The following is a 23,094-nucleotide window of genomic DNA, read 5'->3' as shown; positions in this document are numbered from 1 at the left end:
TCCTGGGATGGCAAAGATGAGAGCGGAAACCCGGCAGCTTCTGGTATTTATTTTTATCAACTCAAAACATCTGAATTTAGAAAAACACGGAAGATGGCGTTGGTTCGTTGATTAAATAAGCAGCGGGGTAACAAATTTAGATTATGTCATCCGAAATTGAACATTCATTTTTCTTTGTAGCTCTGTGGCAAATCAACATCAAAGAATTTGTTAAAAAAAATTTAAAAAAAATTCAAAAATTTGCTTGACTTTTAGACACTTTTATTTTATATTGAAATCAACGAAAACGTTTTCTGTGACTTTTCAGACGGAAGAGCCATGAAATATGCTTTCCTCATTTTTCTCGCGATAATTTTTTATGCCATGACACTGACCGGATCAGAAAATATCTTTCTCTCCATTTCTGCGCCTCCGGCTGAAGTCCGTCAATATGATCCTTTGCAAATGGAAATGATACTAAATATTCAACTCATTAATCCTTTTGATGTTAGAGAGTCCGGGTTAATTGCAAGAATTGGACTTTCTTCAGGTGAAACGGAAAATCACTTCTGTTTTTACGACGGAGAAAAAGATGGCAAGTCACTGTGGCGGTTTCGGTTTACACCGCAGCAGACGGGCAAATATTTGATTCAATTTGAACTGAAAACTAAAAAAATTTCCCAAAAATCTAAAACGTTTTCGATAAATGTTGTTCCCGCTCAAGAGCACGGTTTTTTGCGTCGAGATCCGCAATCTCACTTTGGTTTTCGCTTTGATGACGGGGCGTATTTTCGCGGCATTGGGGAAAATGTGGCATGGGCGGAGAATTATGAATTTTATTTCTCGCGCTTAGCAAAAAACGGCTGCAATTTTGTCCGCATCTGGATGTGTCCCTGGAATCTTGCGCTGGAATGGAAAGAGTCAGGACTGGGCAAATATAATTTGCAAAATGCTGCGCGTCTGGATTCTGTGCTAAGTCTCGCCCGTCGCTACGAGATTTACGTGATGCTTTGTTTTGATTATCATGGCGTGGTGCAAAAAGAGCAGGGCTACTTCAAAGAGAAAAAGTGGAATGACAATCCTTACAATTTCCGCAACGGTGGCCCCTGTCGCACGGAAGCTGAATTTTTCACATCGCCAAAGGCGAAAAAGTTTTACAAACAGCGATTGGATTACATCGTTGCTCGCTGGGGCTACAGTCCGCAAATCGCGGCGTGGGAATTCTGGAATGAAGTGGATCTCACTGCAGGGAAACCAGAAGACGTGATTCGCTGGCATGAGGAGATGGCAGAATATTTGCGGGAAGTTGACCCCTACGATCACCTGATTACCACGAGTTTTTCCGGCGAAGGTTACCTTGACATCTGGCGTATCGAGGAGATGGATTTTTCTCAAACGCACCATTACAATCAACCTGATTTTACTTATTCGCTTCCTGCAACAATTTCAGAAATGGAAAATCAATTTCACAAGCCGCACGTGGTCGGCGAGTTCGGCGTTGACTTTCGCGGGCCCAAAGAGTCCCGCAACGCTGATCCGACAAATTTGGGAATTCACAACGGACTCTGGGCAGGACTTTTCTCGCCGACGCCAATTTTGCCGTTGACGTGGTGGTGGGACAGTTTGATTGATTCCAGTGATTTGTACACTTTGTTCAGAACCATCGCTAACGTTAACGAAAAACTGATGCCTCTTTTGGCGAATGGCTCCGTGAAGGAATATCAGAAAACGGAAATCGTTTCGGCAACAGACAGTTCAGAGAAAAATTTTGTCATTTTCCCTCAAAAACCATGGAGCAAAAATGTTCGGGACAAGTTTGTCGTAAATGAGAATGGCACTATTGAGCACAGAGAGCAAATACCAACGTTCCTGTTCGGATCGGAAAAGTCGGATTTGCGCAAGCCGCCGACTTTTGAAATTAATTACGCGAGCGACGGCTTTTTTCGCGTGCACATCAATCACGTTTCTGACAACTGCTTGCTGCGGATTTTTCTGGATGACAGCCTGGCGCTGGAAAAAAATTTGGATTTGAGCGCCGAGAGTAGCGATTGGGAAAAAAGACAATGGCAGGAAGAATGGAAAATTTATCAGGGATTGATTAATAAAACTTTTGCGGTCCCGGTTCCGCAAGGTTCGCATCGCATTCGGGTTCAGAATGACGGCACTGATTGGATGGAGGTCGCGCGTTACGAATTTGTCGGCTGCGGCTACGGTGCGGCAGATGCGGTAAAAATTGTCGGGCTGTGCGGCAGCGAAATTGGATTTCTCTGGATTCGTCATCAGGACTATTCCTGGAAGCAGATGGGCTCCCGAAACAGCGTACCGCTGGTGAAAGAGGCGGATATTTCATTGCCCGAGTTCGCGCGCGGGATTTATGATTTGCAATGGCTGAACACCTGGAATGGCTCGGTTTTAAAACAAGAAAAAGTTGAAATTTTAGACAATCAGATATTAAAGTCGCCGCAGTTCCGCGGGGACATCGGATTTTACTTTGTCCGCGCAAAAGGCGAGATTTAGCAGAATTACAAAAGGATCATTTAATGGTGACGATAAAAGATATTGCCCGTCTGGCAAATGTTTCCATTTCCACCGCGTCGAAAGCATTGAACGACAGACCGGACGTGAGCCCGGGAACGCGTCAGCGGGTGAAAGAAATCGCCAAAAATTACAATTTCAGTCCCAATGCCTTTGGCAAAGGACTAAAGTCAAAAACAACAGAGAACATCGGTGTGATTTTTTGCCGGGAAAATCAGCCATTATCCGGAAATCCATTTTATTCGCGGGTGCTCGAAGGCATCGAATCGGAAATCGGAATGAATAATTACAATTTGGTGCTGCATTTGATTCCCGAGTGCAATCAGGATCATTTGCCTAAAATGGTTCGCGAAAGACAGGTGGACGGCTTGGTTTTGGTAGGCATTTTCCGAGAAGATTTTGTAAAAAGAATCATTTCAGTCAATTTGCCGCTGGTTTACATTGATCCGAAATTTGAAATTTCCAATTGCAATCAGATCATTATTGACAATGAGCACGGAGCATTTTTGGCAATGCAACATTTGGTCCGAAAAGGGCATCGAAAGATCGGCTTCATTTCCGGGGATTTGTCGAGGTTAAGTTTTGAATTGCGATACCAAGGCTATCTCAAGACGCTGGAAAGAAATAATATTCCGGTTTTGAAAAATTACATCAGCGCCGGGGGAATCGAACAAGGATACGACCATGTGAAAAAATTGCTTTCCCAACCTGATCCGCCAACAGCAATTTTTTCGGCGAACGATATTAATGCGCTTTACGGCTACAAAGCGGTTCAGGATATGAATTTGAAAATTCCTGATGATGTGAGTATCGTGGGATTTGACGATATTGATCTGGCGCGATTTTCCACGCCGGGTTTAACGACGATTCGCGTTTTCAAGCAAGAATTGGGTTCCATTGGCGTGAGAATTTTGTTCCGGGCAATTCGCAAGGAAATTGATTCGCCGATTCACACGGTAGTGCCGGTGCAATTGGTGGAAAGAGAATCGGTGCGGAAAATTTAGGCTTGAGTTTAATAGAACACGGAGCGCCACGGATAATACAGATTTTCACGGATGTAATCAGGAAAATATTTTATTCAATTTTATTTGGTGCTCAATAAGTTCATTTTTTAATAACTTGAAGCCTTTGAGTCTTGGCGGCAAAAAATACTGATTGTTTTGAAAGGAGGTGGAAGCAAAAATTTAATTTTCCCAAAAAAGAAAATTAGCCAAAACAACAAACCAAAGCAGGAGGGAACTATTTATGAAACGATTTTTGTTACTACTGGTGCTGGTCATGAGCGTTGCTCTTGTCCAGACTTCCCCGGCGCAGGTCATTTTCAATTTTGATGACGCGAATTTGGGGACTCAAGGATTCGGCTATTGGTGGGGCGATGCCGGGTCCAATTTGCGCCAGATGACTGATGCGACTTACGGCGGCGTTCTCGCGCTGGATTTGAACGTAACTGGCGACGGAAAAGCTGCTATCGGAGTGGATCCGCTGGACATGAAATGGACCGAAACAACAGTCGGCGCCTATTTTCTTACTTATGACATTTTCATTCCGGCTGATTTTCCGGACAGCGCCATGATTAAAGTCTGGAGCCAGGACAAAACCAACTGGACCTGGATCGATGTGAAATTTTCTCCCACGCAATGGCTCGAAGGGGCCAGACCTTTGATTAAAGGGGCGTGGAATACGGTTACTTTCGCAATCAAACGTTTCAACGAATTAAACAGCAATTATCTGCCCTGGAACGCCAAAGGCGGATTAGAAATTTATCTCGGCTATGTTACGGGAGCCTGGTCAGGAACGATTCTGATCGACAATGTCACTCTCTGGGGCGTGGAACCCGATGTGGCGGCAGATTTTAACGATCCCAATTTGGGAACTCAGGGATTCGGCTATTGGTGGGGCGATGCCGGTTCCAATCTGCGCCAAATGGACGACCCGAATTACGGTGGCGTGCTGGCGATGGATCTGAATGCCACTGGTGACGGCAAAGCTGCCATCGGACTTGATCCGCTGGATATGGGCTGGACTGAAACGACCGAAGGCGCCGCATTTGTGACTTACGATGTTTTTATTCCGGCGGACATTCCGGACACGGTCATGATTAAAGCCTGGAGCCAGGACAAAACTAACTGGACCTGGATCGATGTGAAATATTCACCGGCAAATGGCTGGGGTGGATCGAAACCTTTGAAAAAAGGTGAATGGAACACATTGACGTTTCCGGTGAAACGCTCGCATCAGTTGAATAGCAATTATCTGCCGTGGAATGCCAAGGGGGGTCTGGAAGTCTATTTTAACACTAAGAACGGCTGGACTGGCACGCTGATGGTGGACAATGTGCAGTTCCATACTATGGAAGTGGGCAAAAAGTGGGTGCTCGCTGATTTTGAAAATGAAGCTCGCGGCACGTACGATTTTGTGAACACGGGCTGGAACACCGCGATGACAGCCATCAACTGGGCCGCTGATCCCACCGGACATTCTGTGGGCGTTTTGCAGACTGACTGGGATTTTGCGCTGGATGTAAAGGCTCAATTTGTGAACCAGAACATTGATTTGCAATGGACAGACACAGACACCGGAGCAACGGCGATTACTATTGACGTTTATCTGCCGGATAATACGCCAGTTGGGACGCAAATTAGTCTGTGGGCGACGGATAAAGTTTCCTGGACCTGGACAGAGACGTCATTTACTGTGTCGGATACAACGCTGCAGCCGGGACAGTGGCATACGCTTACTTACAATGTGCTGGATAAATTGGCTGATCTGGATCCCCATGGCAGTATCCGCGCCGGAGTTCAGGTCTATTCTACGGAAAGCTGGGCTGGTACGATTTACTGGGACAATTACACGCTGGTCGGTGTGGAAGAACCGGCAGGCGCCTTGCTGTCACCCGAAGCAGCCGCAATTGTGGACACTGCTAACGTTGTGCAGCCTTACGTTTTCGCACAGGTTCAATGGACAGATAATCCGGATAATTTGAGTGAAACTTACAACGTTTATGCTAGCCCAAATCCGATCACTGATTTGACGGCGGCCGATGTCGTCCGTATCGGCACAAAAATTCCGCGGCAGGTGCAGTACTGGAATCACAGGCCTTACACCACTCATGGCGGAGATATCACTTTTTACTACGCAGTGACGGCGACCGGTCTGGACGGCACTGAGACGGAACTGCGTGACGTGAGTTCGGTAGGCCCGGTCACTGTTCCGTCGTCTCCGACGCTGAAAGCTGTCTACGATCCGAATTTCAATTTCATGATCGACGGCTCGCTGGCGGAATTTTTAACTTACGAAAATTTCAACATTACCCCTGAAGGTGTAGGCGTTGATGCAGCCGGAGACTGGACACCGGCATCTACAGACCTCAATTTGACAACCTGTATTTTTGTCATTGACGATGATTATCTCTATCTCGGCGCCAATGTCGTGGACGATGATTTGGCTGAAAGCGGTCAAGCCTGGGAAGGCGATGCATTCGAATTGTTCATCGGATTTTACAATGCAATGGCATTGAACGCGCTGCATGATCTGAATGATGTTGACAATCCGGGTACCGGAGATTACCGAATTTCTTTCACATCGTGGGGCGAAATTCAGCAAAGCGGAAGCTCTCCGAGAACTTTTCCGGGACTGGAAGCGTTGATTTTGCCGAGTCCCACGGGCTACCAGATTGAGGCGAAAATTGCGCTGGATTCTCTGGCGGCAAATCATGATTTTACGCCGCAGGTCGGAGATATGCTTCCCATTCGTATCGACATCAATGACAAAGACCTGGTGCTGGACGCGCCGGAAACAGGAAGAACAAAACAACTTAACATTGGCGGCGTGAGAAACACAGAAAATTGGAAACGTCCTTCCAGTTGGGGTTATCTCGAAGTTTACGCGCCGACAGGTGTGGAAACCGCCGAAGATAATCCTGCACTTCCCGAGCGCACGCAATTGCATGAAAATTATCCCAATCCTTTCAATCCGGAAACGCGAATCAAATTTGATCTGGCAGATGCGGGCCATGTCAAACTGGAAATCTACAATATGTTAGGCCAGAAGATTTGTACGCTGATTGATGCGGACAAGCCTGCGGGCTATCATGCGGCACAATGGGACGGCAGAAATGATGCCGGAGTCAAAGTCTCGAGCGGAATTTATTTTTACAAATTGAAAACTGCGGACTATTCCAAGACGCTCAAGATGTTGTTGATGAAATAAGGAAAATTGTTGATTAGCGGAGTTAGTAACATCCCCCCTGTCTCCCCTTCAAAGGAGGGTAGAAAATCCTCCCTTGAAGGGGAGAACTCTCAAGTCCTCCTTAAATAAAGGGGATTTAGGGGGATGTTAAAATACAACGTTAAATACGAAAATTACACACTAAAATATTACCTCAAATTAAACCGTTTCATTGAAAACATTGCGGCGGCAGCTTCTTTCACAGAAGCAGCCGCCTCTTTAAAAGATTTGTACAAAATTGATTGAGCTTTTGGGGCATCCATTGGCTGCATCAGAAGCCAGATCGATTAAATTCTGTTTTGTGGAATAAAAAAAGTATGATTTGCCTTTCAGTTGGAGTATATCTGCAACTGCTTTCTGGAATTTATGCGTGAGCATTTTATAAAATCCTGACGGATTAAATCCAAAATCTAAACAGGCGTGCTCCAACTTTGAGGTAGAGTACACCATCGAAAAGCTTATTTTGCGAAGGTAATTTTTCATAAATGAACTTGAAACAGGCCAAAATCATTTTTCTCATTTTTTTTATTTTCGCTTTGATTCAAAGCAGCCTTGTCTGCAGCCTTGTCTCTGCTGAAGAATATCTCTGGGCTGGCGCGAATCAATACCAGCTCTGGTTCCAGCGATTAGGTAGAATTCAGCAGCAACTGAACGCCATGCAGGAAGCCAATTTGTCAGTGCTGCGAATTTTTCTGGGGCATCGTGCTCAGTATCTGAGTTGGGAGGATCCACCAGAAGCGTACACATTTGAAGATCCGGTGGGTACATTTCATGACGAAAATCTGGAAAAAGTCGATTATCTTATGTCCGAATGCCAGAAGCGAGGTATTCGATTGATCATTGCTCTTTCCGTTCATTCGAAACCCTATCTGGATAAATACGGTCCTGTGAACATTTATTCGTCAGCAGCATCGATCTCCGACCACAAAAATCGATTTTCCCATTTTTTGAATCATTACAATTCTTATCTGGGAAAAGCCTGGAAAGATTGTGATGAAGTTGTTTACGCCTGGGAAATCCAAAACGAAGCGGGAATTCCTTTGCTGGATGTGACAGGGCTTTCTTCGCAGGAAAGACATGACATGATTCGGAATTTCCTGAGCGAATTGGCGTCTCATTTGAAGCAAATTGATCCGAACACAAAAGTTTCACTGGGCATCGCCGGTTATGCCAATTATTATCATCAGGGAAAATCCGGCGACGATATTCGAACTCTGGGCAACATTCCCGATGCTGACATTTACACGCTTCATTTCTATGGCGGGAATTTGAGCAAATGGATAGACGACAATTTGTCCTATTGCCGTTCGATCAATAAATTGCTTTTTGTGGAGGAATTCGGAGACACGCGCAGCGCTGGCATGAGCGAATTGAAAAATCTGTACAGCAGCGTGTGCAATATCTGCCGTGAAAGAGGCATCCCCTGGATGTTCTGGCGGCTCGGGCACAGAAAAGATGAAAATACTTACAGTGTCAACAGCGATGATGCGGTGTGGCAGGATGTGATTGTTCCCGAGGCGCAGCAAATTTTGCAGACTGTCACTTCGGACAATTGGGGAATTCATCCGGCGACGGCGGTTGAGGCATGCGGAGAAGTCGAACAAGATTTTCAAATCTCTTGTTTCCCGAATCCATTCAATCGAGCGATTCAATTTAACGTAAAAAATAGTTCGGGCATTGAAAAGATTGATATTTTTAATTTGACGGGACAACTCATTTTTTCAAAAAAAATTCCAATCAGACAGGGAGATTTTCAATTCATCTGGGGCGCGAAGGATTCGTCAGGAAGTGAAATTCCTTCCGGAGTTTATTTTGCGATATTTACCCGATCGAATCAGAAGCAATTGACGCGCAAAATTCTCTTCATAAAATAAACACGATTTGAGGAGGCTCGATGTTACGAAAGTATTTGTGGCTATTTCTCGTTACTTTGTTTTTTGCGACTGTTTTTCAAAATATCTCTTACGCCGGCATCACCGGAAAAATTGCCGGTCGATTGATTGACAAGCAAACCGGGGAACCGCTGCCCGGCGGGAATGTGGTTGTCGTCGGCATGGTGCGCGATGGGAAGGAAGTTCGTTTCCCGGTTGAACAAGTCAAAGGCGCCGCCACTGATCTCAACGGCGAATTTTATATTTTGAATTTGCCGCCGGGGCAGTACATCGTGGAAGCGAGCTACATGGGTTACGAAAAACAGGTGCGCAAACCAGTGCGAATTTCGGCGGATTACACCACGCGACTGGATTTTCAGTTGTCGCAAGTGACGCTGGAATTGGGCGAAGAAGTTGTTGTCACTGCAAAGCGTGAACGGATAAGAAAAGATTTGACTTCGTCGGCGGTTTCCGTGAGCGCAGATCAGTTGCAATCATTGCCGGTGCGAGAAGTCAGTGATGTGCTGGAACTGCAGGCAGGCGTGGTTCGCGATGCCGGAGGCCAACTCCACATCCGCGGCGGCAGAAGCACGGAAATCGTGTATCTGGTTGACGGCATTCAGGTGATCGATCCGCTCAATCGACAGGCAGGAATTTCTATTGACAATCAGGCAGTGCAGGAATTGCAGGCGATCACCGGGACTTTCAATGCTGAGTACGGACAAGCGCTCTCCGGAGTTATCAACATTGTTACGAAGCAGGGGAGTGACGATTACCGTTTTAATTTTATCGGCTACCTGGGGGATTTTCTGAGTTTCGATGACAAGACCTATTACGTCATGGACAATCCGGCCTGGGCGCGATTTGCCGCGCACCGCCTGACCAATCAATTTTTCGAGGAAGATTTGAATTATTTGAATTCCGGCGAGTATGATTTTCAATCTTCCTCTGTCATTAAAGATAAGCCTTATTTGAAAAAGAAAGGTTATCTCAACACATTCAATCCGCTCACCAATACGGACTTGCAGTTCAACACAAGCGGTCCCATCCCCTGGACAAAAAAGCGGGTAACCTATTTTATTTCCGGCAGGTATTATTACGATCCTGACTACACTTATGGCAAACGCTATTTCATGCCCTGGGGGTTTTCCAGCCCGGCGAAGGATACGGTGCACACGTTCAAAAAGCCGGATGACAAATTAATGCCGTTAAGTTGGGCAGAGCAATATTCGTTGCAGTCGAAATTGTATTTTAGACCCGTGGCGTCGATGAACTTCAGCTACGGCCTTTATTTGAGTAAGCGTCGTAATCGCGACGCCAGTAATCGCTACAAATATGTTCCTGATGCGACAAAGATTCATCATAATTTGAGTCAAACCCATGTTTTTTCATTAAATCATACTTTGTCGCCGAAAACCTTTTACGAACTGAAAATCAGCTATTTCCAGAAAGACTATCATGGAGAACTTTACGACGATCCTTACGATTATCGTTACATGCCGACCAAACGAGCGGATTTCGAGCAATACGTGTTTGATCGGCGAAATAATAAGTGGGTTTCCGTGCAATTGAACAACAGTGATTTTGTCTATTTTGGCAACGATGTGCAGCGCTGGAAGAATAAAGTCAAGCATTGGTCTTTCAAGTGGGACATGACCAGTCAGGTGACAAATCGTCATTTGATGAAATGGGGATTTGGCGGAATTTTTCATGATTTGTACAACGAGGCATACACGCTTCAATTTGATCAAACGACTTACAGGCCTTACATTCCGGATCCGGATTCTTCAGCATTTTCGCAAAATTATCATTACAAACCGCGCGAGTTTTCTGCCTATGTGCAGGATAAAATTGAATTTCAGGAATTAATCATCAATTTGGGTTTACGGTTCGATTATTTTGATTCGGACGGAAAAACGCTTGCTGATCCTGCTGATCCGGAAATTCTCGATCCGGTGAAAAACGCGCATCGTTACAAAAATTACGATCCCAATTTACCGGAAGATCAGTGGGGGCCGGAATACACGCTTGAAGAACGGGAGCAATTCTGGTACAAAAAACCCAAACCCAAATATCAGCTCAGTCCGCGTTTCGGCATTTCTTTTCCCATCACATCGCAAGGCGTGATTCATTTTTCTTATGGCTGGTTTTTCCAGAATCCGGAATTGCGCTATTTGTACGAAAACCCAAAATTCTGGGTCGACGTAAAAAAGGCAAATGTCAATCCGCTCATCGGAAATGCGGACATCGGACCCGAGCGGACCGTTATGTACGAAGTTGGTTTGCAACAGGGTCTGTGGGATCGGCTGTTTTTGAACGTGACCGGATTTTATCGCGACATTCGTGATTGGGTCGGCATTAGCGCGCCGATCGATACTTACTGGGGCACGACTTACCACAAATATATTAATTACGATCACGCGGCGGTAAAAGGAATTACTTTTAACTCGCAATTTGCTCTGTCCGATTTCTCCGTCAATTTGGATTACACTTTTATGATTGCCAAGGGTACTTACTCCAATCCGCAGGAAGCGTACACGCAGATTCGCGACAACAAAGAACCGCGCATTCAGTTGATCAATCTGGATTGGGATCAGCGGCATACTTTGAATGCGACATTTGGTTACCAAAAAAATGGCTGGAATGCGAGCATGGTAGCATCTTTGAATTCCGGATTCCCTTACACGCCGAGTTTTTATCGCGGCGAAACAGTCGGCGGGACGACTTTGAGCGAGCTGAAAGTGAATAGTGAAGTGCGACCCACGACTTTCACGATTGATTTGCGCATCTCGCGGCGGGTAAAATTATTCGGAATGAATTATGATTTGATGCTCAATGTTTACAATTTACTGGATACGCGGAATGCGCGTACTGTTTACTCGGATACAGGCAGACCCGATGTTACTTTTGCTTCCCGTACTCAGGAAGATCGTAACGCCGGGTTGGACGTGGAAATTTCTGATGTCAAAGAATATTACACACGTCCCGGAAATTATTATCCCCCGCGCTTCATTCAATTGGGAATCGGAGTCGGTTTGTAATTTACAAATTCAGAAAAAATTTTGTTAAAAATATTTTAGTTTGAGATAAAATCCAATGAGGTGAATATGAAATATCTAACCACATTGATTGTCATTTTCAGTCTTTTCGCCTTATTCAGCCAGGGGTTGGAGGCACAAACAGTGAGTCGTGTTGGTACCACTGCCGCGCCGTTTTTGAAAATCGGCGTGGGAGCGCGCGCTCTGGCGATGGGAGAAGCTTACGTGACTCAAGCCACTGATGCGACAGCCCTTTACTGGAACGCTGGCGGGCTTGGTTTTCTGAATAGAAGTCAGTTTCTTTTCAACCATTACGATTACATCGCCGGTTTGAGTTTCGATTTCGCTGGTATTGCGCTGCGTTTGCCCGGCGTGGGAACGGTTGGATTTCAATTTACGCATCTTGGCGCTCCGGATATCGAAAGAACGACGCTTTCCGAACAAGACGGCACCGGAGAGATGGTTTCTGCTTCATTTATTGCCATGGGAATGAGTTTCGCCCGCGCTCTGACAGACCGTTTTTCCATCGGCGGATCTGCGAAATACATTCGCGAAACTTTGTGGCATTCTCATGCTTCGGGAATGGCGGTGGATATGGGAATTTTGTACGACACTATTTTTAAAAATATTAAACTGGGCATGTCCATCTCTAATTTTGGCAGCGGCATGAGAATGAGCGGCCGCGATCTTTTGGTGCAGCACGATATCGATCCGGTGAATGCGGGAAATAATGCGACGATTAATGCCGATTTAACAACGGACCAGTTTCCGCTGCCTATTTTCTTCCGCGTAGGAATTTCCGCAGACATTGCACAGGATTTTTTCGGCGTGCGGAACCACAATTTGATTGTTGCGGTGGACGCCATCCATCCCAACGATAATAAAGAATATTTGAATGTCGGCGGAGAATATCAATTTCACAATTTTATTGCAATGCGCGCCGGTTACAGGCAGTTATTTTTGCAGGATGCCGAAGGAGGCTTGACGTTTGGCTTTGGTCTGCAGTTTAAAGTTGCGCAATTCGGACTGAATCTGGATTACGCTGCCATCGATTACGGCAGATTCAATTACGCGAATAAATTTTCCATGATTTTTTCATTTTAGTCAAAAATTTACTCTTTACCAAATCACCTAAAACTCGAGACACAGAACTCAAAACTCGAAACTTTAGAGAAAAAAGGAAGCACGATGAAACGAATTATTTTGTCATTGACGTTTCTTTTGATAATGCAAAATGCGATCTTTTCCCAGGATCCGCTGCAATACCACGGCGATCGTTCCAACCGGGCGCGCAACGATCATGCGGGAAATCAGATACGCGTGACTTACTGGAATCATGGCATGCTGGGGTCGATTAAAGGCGATAACAGCATAATTTACGGCGGCGAATGGCCCATAAATATGGGCTATACGCAGATGGGAAATGCCTCCAGTTACGTGACATCAGAATTACGCGTGTTCGACAAAATCGATCCCGAGACCGGCGATTCACTTTACACAACCATCACGCCGGTAGTTTTTTGTCAGGGTTGGGATCCGGCAATGTTTTCCCATGACGATTTGGGAAATTTTTTGGGATTTGAACCTCTGCCCGGTTTTCACAACAAAGACAATCCCGATGTGTTTCACAATTCCGCCATGAGCGACAAGCCAGTGACCTGGCCTGCCTTTTGGCCCGACAAAATGGCTGATCAAATTGATCCCGGTTGGCGAAATAAATGGAACGGGTATTTTGGCAAGGGTGTCTTTAATGCGGATCAGGAAAGTTTTCACGTTGTGGATGATTATCCTTTTCATAAAAAAATTGGAGGCGTTTCTTTGCCGTTGCCGATTCCCGATGATCCGGGACGCGGCGGCTTGGGATTGCGTCAGGTGATTCGCGGTTTGCAATGGGCAAATCCCAGCGCGGAAGATTGTATTTTCTGGATTTATGATATTAAAAATATTGGCATTCTGAAATTGGAAAAAACAGTCTTCGGCTTGAATGTCGGCGCTTCCATGGGCGCGTTCTTTGGTCTGGGAAATCCCGACTATGACGACGACGCAGCGACTTTCTACCGGGAAATAGGCCTTACGGTGAATTACGATTACGACAATATCGGGACTCAGGGCTACAGTCCCGTGCCCTGGCTCGGATTTGCATTTTTGGAGAGCCCGGGCAATGCGCTGGACGGCATCGATAACGACGGCGACGGCATTGATGCACCCGGTGGCGGGCATGTGATTGCCAAAACGGATTTTGTCAAATCTTATGCTGTGGGCGAACCAGTTGTTCTCATTGATTACCAGTCGGACAGCCTGAAACGCACAGTTTCTACCATGCCCGCTGAGGGAATTACTTTTGAACACAAAGGGATTACTTATCGCAAAATGCCCAATGCGCCGCTGGAAGAAATTCCCCGCAACGGCATCGATGATAATTTGAATGGCATAATTGACGAATCTGACGGCGCGGAAATTACCGAAACCGGCGAAGTTTACTATTTGTACCTTCAGGATCCGGTGTACAACAAGCAAGAATATTTGTCAAAAGATTTTCTCACCGGCGAGGGATTGGCAAATTTGCTCATTGACGAACGCCGCGACGACGGCATCGATAACGATCGCGATTGGGACCCGCAGTCCGATGACGTAGGACTTGACGGTGCAGAAGGAACGGGCGATTACGGCGAAGGAGACGGACTTCCCACTCCGGGAACCGGCGATTTGCCCGGCGAGCCTAATATCGACCGCGTGGATGTGAACGAATCCGATCAAATCGGCTTGACCAGTTTTGTTTTTTACGAGTATGGCGATATCACTTACAGCAATGACGATCAGGTTTGGCTGGTGAGCCGTCCCGGATATTTCGATGGCCATCTGGAAAATGTGGACGCTGATTACTTGTTTGCTACGGGGTACTTTCCTCTTTTACCCGGGCAAAGAGAGGCCTTCTCCGTGGGCATGGTTTACGGCTGGAATGAGGCACACATTATCAACAACAAGAAAACAGTGCAGGACATTTACGATGCCAATTACAATTTCGCTGTGGCGCCAACGCTGCCCACAGTTCACGCTGTCGCCGAAGACGGAAAAGTGACTTTGTACTGGGACGACAAAGCCGAGGAAAGCAAAGATCGTTATTTGAAAGAATACGATTTCGAAGGTTACAAAATTTATCGCGCTACCGATCCGGGCTTTGCCGACGCCACAACTACAATTATCGATCAACAATTGGGAAGTTACAGCATTAAAACGCCGATTGCTGTTTTTGATAAAATTGACGGGGTTTCCGGTTATTATCCCAAATCAAAAAATTTTGGCGTGCAATATTATCTGGGAGCAGAAACCGGGTTGGTGCATACTTACGTAGATTCGCCGGTGGTGAACGGCAGGCGTTACTATTACGCAGTGACTGCATTTGATAAAGGCTCACTGGAAGATAATATTTATCCTTCAGAGACGACGAAATATATTGCTGTGGATGCCACCGGGAAAATTCAGGAAAAAGGTCCCAATGTGGTGATGGTTATTCCGCGCGCACCGGCGCTGGGATATGTGCCGCCAGGTTTTGACAAACAACCCGAACATGTGGGCCAGGCTAAAGCTGGTGAAGGATTCATCCGCGTGCGTATTGTGGAACCAGATTCGGTGAAAGAAGGCACGGAATATGAAATTCAATTTTTGGACATTGCCACCGATCGTCACGACAACGATCTGGATAGCCTGATTGATGCGCAGGATCCGGATGAAATGATTCCCGATGAAACGACTGGTATGGTGCTACGTGATGTGACCGATGAAATGTCGCCAGTAGATTTGGACACAATCTGGTTCAAAGAATACCGCAAAATAGATACTTCGATTGTTTTGATAAAAAATCTTTACGATGATGAAGATAAACAGGCTTCCACGCTTCGAGTCATGAGCCACGGTCTGGAATTTTTCGTTTATAATCCGCCGGCAACACCAGGAATCTTGAATCTGGTTGATGAAAGCGGAAAAGGGATTGTTGAAGGAGTCCGCTGGAGCGAAAACATTGATCCAGACCACACATATCATTTGAGTTTTTCGGTGATGGATATTGTGGGATACAAGCCAGGAGTATTTTATCCCAGACAATATCGCATAGTTTTCTTTGATGAGGTTGCAGATACTTCTGATGAAGTTCCATTGCAACTGGAAAATTATCCGATCACGATTAAAATTCCGCCCAGTCCCACTAATTTTAAAATCTACGATCTGGTGACCGGCGAGGAAGTTAAATATGGATTCCGGGAAAATTTGCCCATGTCTTATGTGCCAAAATATCATTTCTCGGGAAAAGATGAGATCTGGTTTTTGGAGCAATTGCCAAATGATTCGACTATTGTGACTTTTTATTTGCTGAACAATTCCATCAATGATTCCACAGATTTCATCCAATATTACGGAAGAACGCTTGGGGCTGGAGATACTTTGTATTTGTACAGCGATTATCAATTCACTTCGGCAAATCGGTTCCGATTTAAATTGACAGCTCAAAAAATCGATGAACAAATTGCAAAAGAAAATCTGGATAAAATTCGCGTCGTGCCCAACCCCTACGTCGCTGCTGCGGCGTGGGAGCCGAAAAACACCTATCGTTCGGGTCGAGGGCCGCGAATGATTCAATTCATCCATCTGCCGAAAAAATGCACAATTCGAATTTACACTGTGGACGGTGTGCTGGTTCAGACTCTGGAACACGACAGCGAGATGACCGATGGCATTGAAAGCTGGAACATGTTGACCAAAGACCAGATGGATATTGCTTATGGACTGTACATTTACCACGTGGATGCTCCGGGAATTGGTCAGCATGTGGGACGGTTTATTGTGATTAAATAATTTTGCAAAGTTAGGTTTGACGAATGGAAGGTGTGAAATACATCCCCCTAAATCCCCCTTCCAAGGGGGACTTTTTGATTCCCCCCTTTGAAGGGGGGCAAGGGGGGATGTATCTATTAATCAGCGCTGTTTCCCTGAAGTTTTTAAAAAGAATTTTTAAATTAATTTTTTTCACAAACCTGATCGGTCTGGTGCTATTGTTTTCTTTTTGCCAGCGATCGTCGGATCAAATTGTTGCCAGAATCGGCGACGAGGTCATCACGCTCAAAGAATTCCGTCTGGCATATCTGGAAATTTTGAAGCAGCCGGACAAGTTTGATTCGCCTGAGTTACGCGAAGCATTTTTGCAGGAGATGATCAATCGGCGGCTGCTGGCAAAGGAGGCGAAAAAACAACGGCTGGATCGAGACGAACGATTTCGATTGAAATCCGAAGCTTTCCGCAATAAATGTCTGCGTGAGGCACACTACCGCCACGTCATTGAACCGCAGATAACTGTCGATGATTCTTTGCTTCAGGAAATTTTTCAGTACACGAGAGAAGAACGTCATGTTCGCCATCTTTATTTCGAGACAAAGGCTCAGGCGGATTCAGCTCTTGCACTTCTCCGAAAGGGTGTGCCATTCGAAAATTTAGCTCGAAAAGTTTTCACCAGTTCCAAATTGGCGGAAAATGGCGGGGATCTCGGCTGGGTTCGCTGGGATCAGATGGAATATGATATGGCGATGACGGCTTTTCGTTTGAAACAAGGCGAAATTTCCCCGCCCGTTCGCAGTTCTCATGGTTATCATATTTTGCAGGTTTTAAACTGGAAAAAGAATCCGCTGGTTTCAAAGCAGGAATTTGAGCTGGCAAAGGAAAAACTGGAATTTCAGGTGCGGGCCAAAATAGGGGATTGGCTCGCATTTCAGCACATCGAAAAAATGATGAACGGTTTGGATGTTCAGGTTGATCCGAGGGCGTTGAAAATTGTAGGTGAACATTTGAAGAAAATTTTTCAAAACCAAAATCAAGATTCCGCCAGAATAGGATTGAAATCAATTTCTCCGGAAGAAAATGATTCGCTGCAAACATCGGTGTGGGAAATTAGAAATCAGGGATTGTTTTTCATTAACGGGAAAAAATTTACTGTGGGGCAATTTATCAGTAATTTGTCTTATTTACCGGCATCCATCGTGCGGCGAAGTTTGAAGACCGCGCTCGATTATTCCATCAGAGATTTTCAATTGACAGAAGAAGCCAAAAATTTACAGCTTGACGAAAAAGATTCGGAATATCCGGTCAAAACAAAACTATTTGATGAATATTTGCTGCAAACCATGTTGCGCAAGAGAATTATCGAAAATATTCACGTGAGTGAGCAGGAAATTGAACAAAAATTCCGCGAAATTGTTAAACAAAAATTACCGGATGAGATGACTGAAGAAGACCGCGATGTAATCAGACGTTTTATTGAGCGGGATAAGCGGGCGACGGCTGTGCCTGAATTTATCAGCAGTTTGAGACAACGCATAAAAATAGAAATCTATCCGGAGGTGATTCATGACTATTACCAATCACTGAGTCGATGAAACAATATGCTGGAAAATTTTTGGACGACAACGATGGATTTAGAAGAACAACATTGGAAAATTTCTCTACGAGAACGAATCGAGGCCATGTTGGCGGCATCGGCGATTGCTGATGCAATGGCAGGTCCTTTTGAGGGACGGGACACTGAAAAATCGCGTCGGTTTTTAAAAGAAGGCGGTTGGATAGATGATTTTTCCGTCTATCCTGCGGCGTATCAACATTACTGGAATGTGTATTCCCGCCATGCCAAAGCCGGAACTTTTACTGACGATACCCGGCTGCGGCTGCTGGTTTGTCAAGCAATGATCGAAAATTCAAAAAAATCAGCCTCGGATTTTTTAACAAGAAAGGCACTGGCGCAGTTCATCTTTGATGAATATCAGGAAGCACGAATAAGTTATGAAAAACAGGTGCAGGATAATTCCATTAAATTTCTGGAACAACCGGTTTCGTTGCGGGAAAAATTTTTACATTTGTGGTTCATGTGGGAAATTACGAAAACAGCGACTTCTGTTTTTGTGCCGCAAAAGCCGAAACTGTTGAGCCCACCGGCTGAGCGAAATGCGGTCCGGGAATATACCAGCGAGCCCTGGTTTTGTAAACCTGTCAAACCTTACACGGTGAAAACCGATCTCAAAAGTCAGTTCAACAACAGCAGTTACGACAGGGGAGAGGTCTTGCCTCTGGGGTTGATTACTTTGCCGCCTTTGAGCGTGTTTTTTCCCGGTGACCCGAGGGGATGTTTTAAATTTGTTCGGGAAATTGATTTTTTCGATATCGGAGAAGCGCCGATCTATGCCGCAACTGCCGCAGCGATTTTATCTGATTTGCTGGGGGGAAAAAGTTGGCCCGAATTGATTCTGGAAATCCAGGAATTTGGTTTGGAATTTTATCTTGGTGCGGAAAAAACGCACGAGCTGTCCGATTTGGATCAAAAAATTATTACGGCGATTATGCTCAGCCATCGATTCCGAAGCCGTGAGACAGAAGCGAATAAAGAAAATTTCGCGCCTTTTGCCAGCGCGCTTTACGATCGATTTGCCGTGGGGGAAGAAATAATGTGCACCATAGGCGAAATGTTGCCAGTCGCGTTGGCGATAATGGATTACTCGCCGCAGGATTTAAAATGGTTGATCGAATTTGGCGTCAATTACGGCAGAGATAACGACACGGTGGCTTCTCTGGCAGCGCTTTTTGGCGGCGCGGCTTACGGAATGAAAACCATTCCACAAAAATGGATGGAAGTAGTCTCTCGGGCGAATCGAGTTGATTTTCATGAGTTGGCTGAAGGCTTGAGCCGTATTTCTACGGATAAAAGAGTCGAGTTTTCATCTGATGTTTTTTAATTTTTTAGAAAAATGACGGTGAGGCATGAAACGATTGATTGCGATTTTTGTCATTCTATTTTCTGTGCTTGTTTTTTGCAGCAAAGAAGAAAAGAATACTCCTACCCAGCCAGGCCCTTCTTCAAATTTATCGTGGCTCAGCGTCTCAGGAAATAAAATTATCGATGAAAACGGCGAACAGGTTTTGCTCTACGGCGTCAATCGTTCCGGACTGGAATATGATAAAAATGGCAATCGCATGAGTCAGGGAGAATTCCAATACATCATTCAGGATTGGGGAGCAAAAATAATTCGTTTGCCTTTCAACGAAGACTGGGTTTTGAATGACGAAGCCTATTCTTCCAAACTGGATCAGGTCATTGATTGGATAAAAAGTTTGGGCGCCTACGTACTTTTAGATTTGCAATGGCAAAACACGCAGGTGAGAATTCCACCAATTCCGGACAGCGCTGCAATTGACATGTGGAAACAGTTAGCGGAGCGGTACAAAGATGAACCTGCTGTGTTGTATGACATCCACAACGAGGCTCACGATGTCGGAATTTCGCAATGGCGTGCACGAGCCAGCGAAATCATCGAAGCCATTCAGTCCGTCCATCACAGAGCGCTGATTTTGGTGTCCGGTCTGAACTGGGCTTCTGATATCAGCGAGTGGGCGAAAAATCCGTTGCCTTATTCGAATATTGTTTACAGTGTTCATGTCTATCCCTGGATGGGAAACAAAAATAGCTGGGGACAGAAATTTGGGAATTACTCCGAACAACTGCCCATGTTTGTTGGTGAATTTGGCGGCTATGCCGAGCATCTGGATTGGGGGAAAGAATTGATCACTTATCTTCGACAAAAGAAAATTGGCTGGACTGCCTGGAGCTGGGTCGATGATCCCCATCTCACGCAGGACGATCATGTGACGCCAACAGAATTCGGCGCGTTAGTTCGCAGCTATCTGCAGAGATATGCTTCACCGGAAGAGTACTCCAATCAGATTTTCGACGTACAGGTGCAATTCATTTCATCAGATCGGGCGACAATTTATTGGAAGACAAAATTAGAATCCGATTCTCGCGTACTCTATGGCCTGACCGAACAATACACAGATTCCGTGTATGCGCCAATTTTTCTCACGGTGCATACGATGAAATTGACAAATTTATTAGCTGACACAACTTATCACTTCAAAATTCAATCAACAGATGATCTTGGTTTTGTGACCGAAACTAACGATTCAACCTTTTCAACTTTGAAGCCGTAAATAATGAATTTTCGATGAAAAGAAAATCTTTTCTATTTTTCTTCTTTTTTAGTTACCTCGTTTTTGCTCACGGCGCAGGGATTGCCCGGGAGGAACATTTCGTCAATTTCTGGAGCGTCGGTACGCACGATGAAGCCGCGGTGATGCAGAAAATTGCCGACATTTTTTATCAACGAAGCGGCATTCGCGTGCACGTGCAACCTATTCCCTGGGGAAATTTTGCTACCAAATATTTGACTGCCATGGCTTCCGGAGATCCCCCGGACGCTGGCACCAGCAATTTGTCCGCGCCGCTGGACTACGGCAAAGTTGGCGGTGTGATCGATCTGGAAAAAGCTTATCCTGAGGCAATTTCTCGTTTGAAAGAAAAGATTTTTCCTGATATGTGGCCCACCTGCTATTTTCAGGGACATTTATTCGGAATCCCCTCCAATGCCACGGCGCTGGTTGGATTTTACCGAAAAGATATTTTCCAAAAACTTGGCTTACAGCCGCCAAAAACCTGGTCCGAGCTAATTCATGTATTGGATGTTCTGACGGCTCATCGCTATCAGTACGGATTCCTCTGGACGCGAAATGCGCACTGGGGAATCGGAACCTACATCTGGCCCTACGGAGAGCTGGTGTACGAAGAAAACGGCACAAAAGTGAATTGGACGTCTCCGAATTTCCTCAAAGGATACAGTTTTGCCATCAATCTGTGGAATTCCTACAATTTAATTTACGAAAAACCAGTGGAGCTGATGTCTCTGCGCGATCCGGAAAAGGCGCTGCCGTTATTTTTTGACTATGATTTGCGATACGGCGAAATCATCATTCGTTCGCCGCATTTGAAAGATAAATTTGGCTTTTTCCCTTTCCCTCAGGCTGACGATGGCGTCCCGGCCACGATAATGGGCGGCAGGACTCTGGTCATTTTTCGTGACGCGAAAAATCCTGATGATGCCATGAAATGGATTGAATTTCTCATGTCCGAAGAAGCGCAGCTCGCGCAATATCGCGCTCTGGCAAATTTAGGCGAGCGTTCACAAATGCTTCTGTCTGTGAATCAGGATTTCTGGAAAGAAGATCTGGGAATGCTGCCCGGGCATCAGGAATTATTCCACGAAGTTTATCAGCGACTGAAATCTTTTCCCGGCTATCCCTGGACAAAGGAGTCGGATCGGATTCTGGAACAGAGCTTTTACAAGGTGAGAGAGAAACTGGAAAATTATTTAAAAAAAGTAGCTGACGCCCAAAATTTGAGCGTTTTTGATTTGAAAGTTGCTTTTGCCAGAGGAGAGTTCAGGAAAGAAAAGGAAAATTTTCAAAAATTTCTTCAACAAACCTGCCGCGAGGTTCTGTCCGCTTCTGCTGCCATCGCGCAGAAAAAATTAGATCGGGAGCGAAGCGATTATTACAAATATTTTGGCAAACGTCTGGAAAAAATCATTCAATCCGGCGATGGCTGGGATATTCTGGATTATGCCAAGGCAATCGTTATCGGAATAATTGCCGTTTTTCTGGGATTCATTTTCGGTTCGCGGGATACAAGAAAATCATTCAATTCATACCTGTACATTGCACCGCCGGTGATTTCGGCACTTGTTTTCATTTTTATTCCCATTTTGGTATCGTTGTATTTGAGTTTCACAAAATACAATCCGGTGATCCCGCTGAGTCATGCGCACTGGGTGGGATTGGAAAATTATATTTTGATTTTGAAAAGCCCTGAGCTCTGGGGTAGCCTCGGCAGGTCTCTGTATTTTGCACTGCTCGTGTTGCCCATTCAGTTGTTCATTGCCGTTATTCTGGCAGCGTGTCTGGATAAAAATCTCATCCCTGACCGGCTGTACAAGTTTATGTATTTTTCGCCGTTGGTCACTTCTGTTGTTTCAGTGAGTTTGATCTGGTTTGCGCTTTACGCCGGGACAAATTACGGCTGGATTAATACCCTGCTTTTGAAACTGGAAATCGTTAAAGATCCGGTACGGTTCCTGAAGGACAAAGCCCTTTTCCTCAATAGTGTGATTGTGATGTCCATCTGGCAGGGGCTGGCGTTTGCGATTTTGATTTTCTTAGCCGGTTTGCAAAATGTGAACAAAGAACTTTACGAGGCATCCGCCATTGACGGCGCCGGGCCTCTTCGGCAATTTTTTTACATCAGTCTGCCAAATTTGAAACCACAGCTCACTTTTCTAGTCATCATGGGAACGATTGGCGCGATTCAGGTTTTTGAACAAATTTACATGCTCGGCGGCGGAGCCGGCGAGGCAGAGTCCAAATTTGGCCCTGATGATTCCGGCATGACCATTGTGCCTTTTCTTTATCGCAAAGGTTTTGAATATTTCAAAATGGGAGAGGCTTCTGCCATCGCCTATTTGCTGTTCATTTTGTTGTTTATTTTGACTTATTTGAATTTAAAATTAATCACCAGACGGGATTGA

Annotated in this window: 12 protein-coding genes; all 12 read left to right on the top strand. The window is 45.3% G+C overall.

What is annotated here, in order from left to right; genetic code table 11:
- Positions 1-318: 318 nt before the first annotated feature.
- The 12 genes from GXO74_01380 (at position 319) to GXO74_01325 (ending at position 23,094) form a co-directional block, all read left to right on the top strand.
- Positions 319-2,496 carry a cellulase family glycosylhydrolase gene (locus GXO74_01380; protein ID NOZ60311.1) on the top strand — a complete coding sequence of 726 codons (2,178 nt, stop codon included), beginning with the start codon at positions 319-321 and terminating at the stop codon, positions 2,494-2,496.
- A gap of 23 nt (positions 2,497-2,519) precedes the next feature.
- Positions 2,520-3,518, top strand: a complete 999-nt coding sequence (locus tag GXO74_01375; GenBank protein NOZ60310.1) for a LacI family transcriptional regulator — start codon at positions 2,520-2,522, stop codon at positions 3,516-3,518.
- Positions 3,519-3,759: 241 nt separating this feature from the next.
- Positions 3,760-6,723, top strand: coding sequence for a T9SS type A sorting domain-containing protein (locus GXO74_01370; protein ID NOZ60309.1), 2,964 nt, complete (start codon positions 3,760-3,762; stop codon positions 6,721-6,723).
- 123 nt (positions 6,724-6,846) lie between these two features.
- A complete protein-coding gene (locus GXO74_01365; protein NOZ60308.1) occupies positions 6,847-6,987 on the top strand; it encodes a hypothetical protein in 141 nt (46 codons plus the stop codon).
- A 239-nt stretch (positions 6,988-7,226) separates the two neighbouring features.
- On the top strand, positions 7,227-8,615 hold the full coding sequence (locus GXO74_01360) for a cellulase family glycosylhydrolase (protein ID NOZ60307.1): 1,389 nt from the start codon (positions 7,227-7,229) through the stop codon (positions 8,613-8,615).
- A gap of 20 nt (positions 8,616-8,635) precedes the next feature.
- On the top strand, positions 8,636-11,653 hold the full coding sequence (locus GXO74_01355; GenBank protein ID NOZ60306.1) for a TonB-dependent receptor: 3,018 nt from the start codon (positions 8,636-8,638) through the stop codon (positions 11,651-11,653).
- A gap of 66 nt (positions 11,654-11,719) precedes the next feature.
- Entirely contained in the window at positions 11,720-12,754 is a 1,035-nt protein-coding gene (locus GXO74_01350; GenBank protein NOZ60305.1) for a PorV/PorQ family protein, read from the top strand.
- 84 nt (positions 12,755-12,838) lie between these two features.
- On the top strand, positions 12,839-16,498 hold the full coding sequence (locus GXO74_01345; GenBank protein ID NOZ60304.1) for a hypothetical protein: 3,660 nt from the start codon (positions 12,839-12,841) through the stop codon (positions 16,496-16,498).
- Between the two features lie 107 nt (positions 16,499-16,605).
- Positions 16,606-18,069, top strand: a complete 1,464-nt coding sequence (locus GXO74_01340; protein ID NOZ60303.1) for a hypothetical protein — start codon at positions 16,606-16,608, stop codon at positions 18,067-18,069.
- Positions 18,070-18,102: 33 nt separating this feature from the next.
- Positions 18,103-19,416: an ADP-ribosylglycohydrolase family protein gene (locus GXO74_01335; protein ID NOZ60302.1), complete on the top strand. Its 1,314-nt coding sequence runs from the start codon at positions 18,103-18,105 to the stop codon at positions 19,414-19,416.
- A 25-nt stretch (positions 19,417-19,441) separates the two neighbouring features.
- Entirely contained in the window at positions 19,442-20,668 is a 1,227-nt protein-coding gene (locus GXO74_01330) for a cellulase family glycosylhydrolase (protein ID NOZ60301.1), read from the top strand.
- 14 nt (positions 20,669-20,682) lie between these two features.
- On the top strand, positions 20,683-23,094 hold the full coding sequence (locus GXO74_01325) for an extracellular solute-binding protein (protein ID NOZ60300.1): 2,412 nt from the start codon (positions 20,683-20,685) through the stop codon (positions 23,092-23,094).

This window comes from Calditrichota bacterium (assembly GCA_013152715.1).
In the GTDB taxonomy this organism is placed as follows: domain Bacteria; phylum Zhuqueibacterota; class Zhuqueibacteria; order Thermofontimicrobiales; family Thermofontimicrobiaceae; genus 4484-87.
The sequence above is the reverse complement of the archived record's forward strand: the minus strand, read 5'-3'. Positions and strand labels throughout refer to the sequence as shown.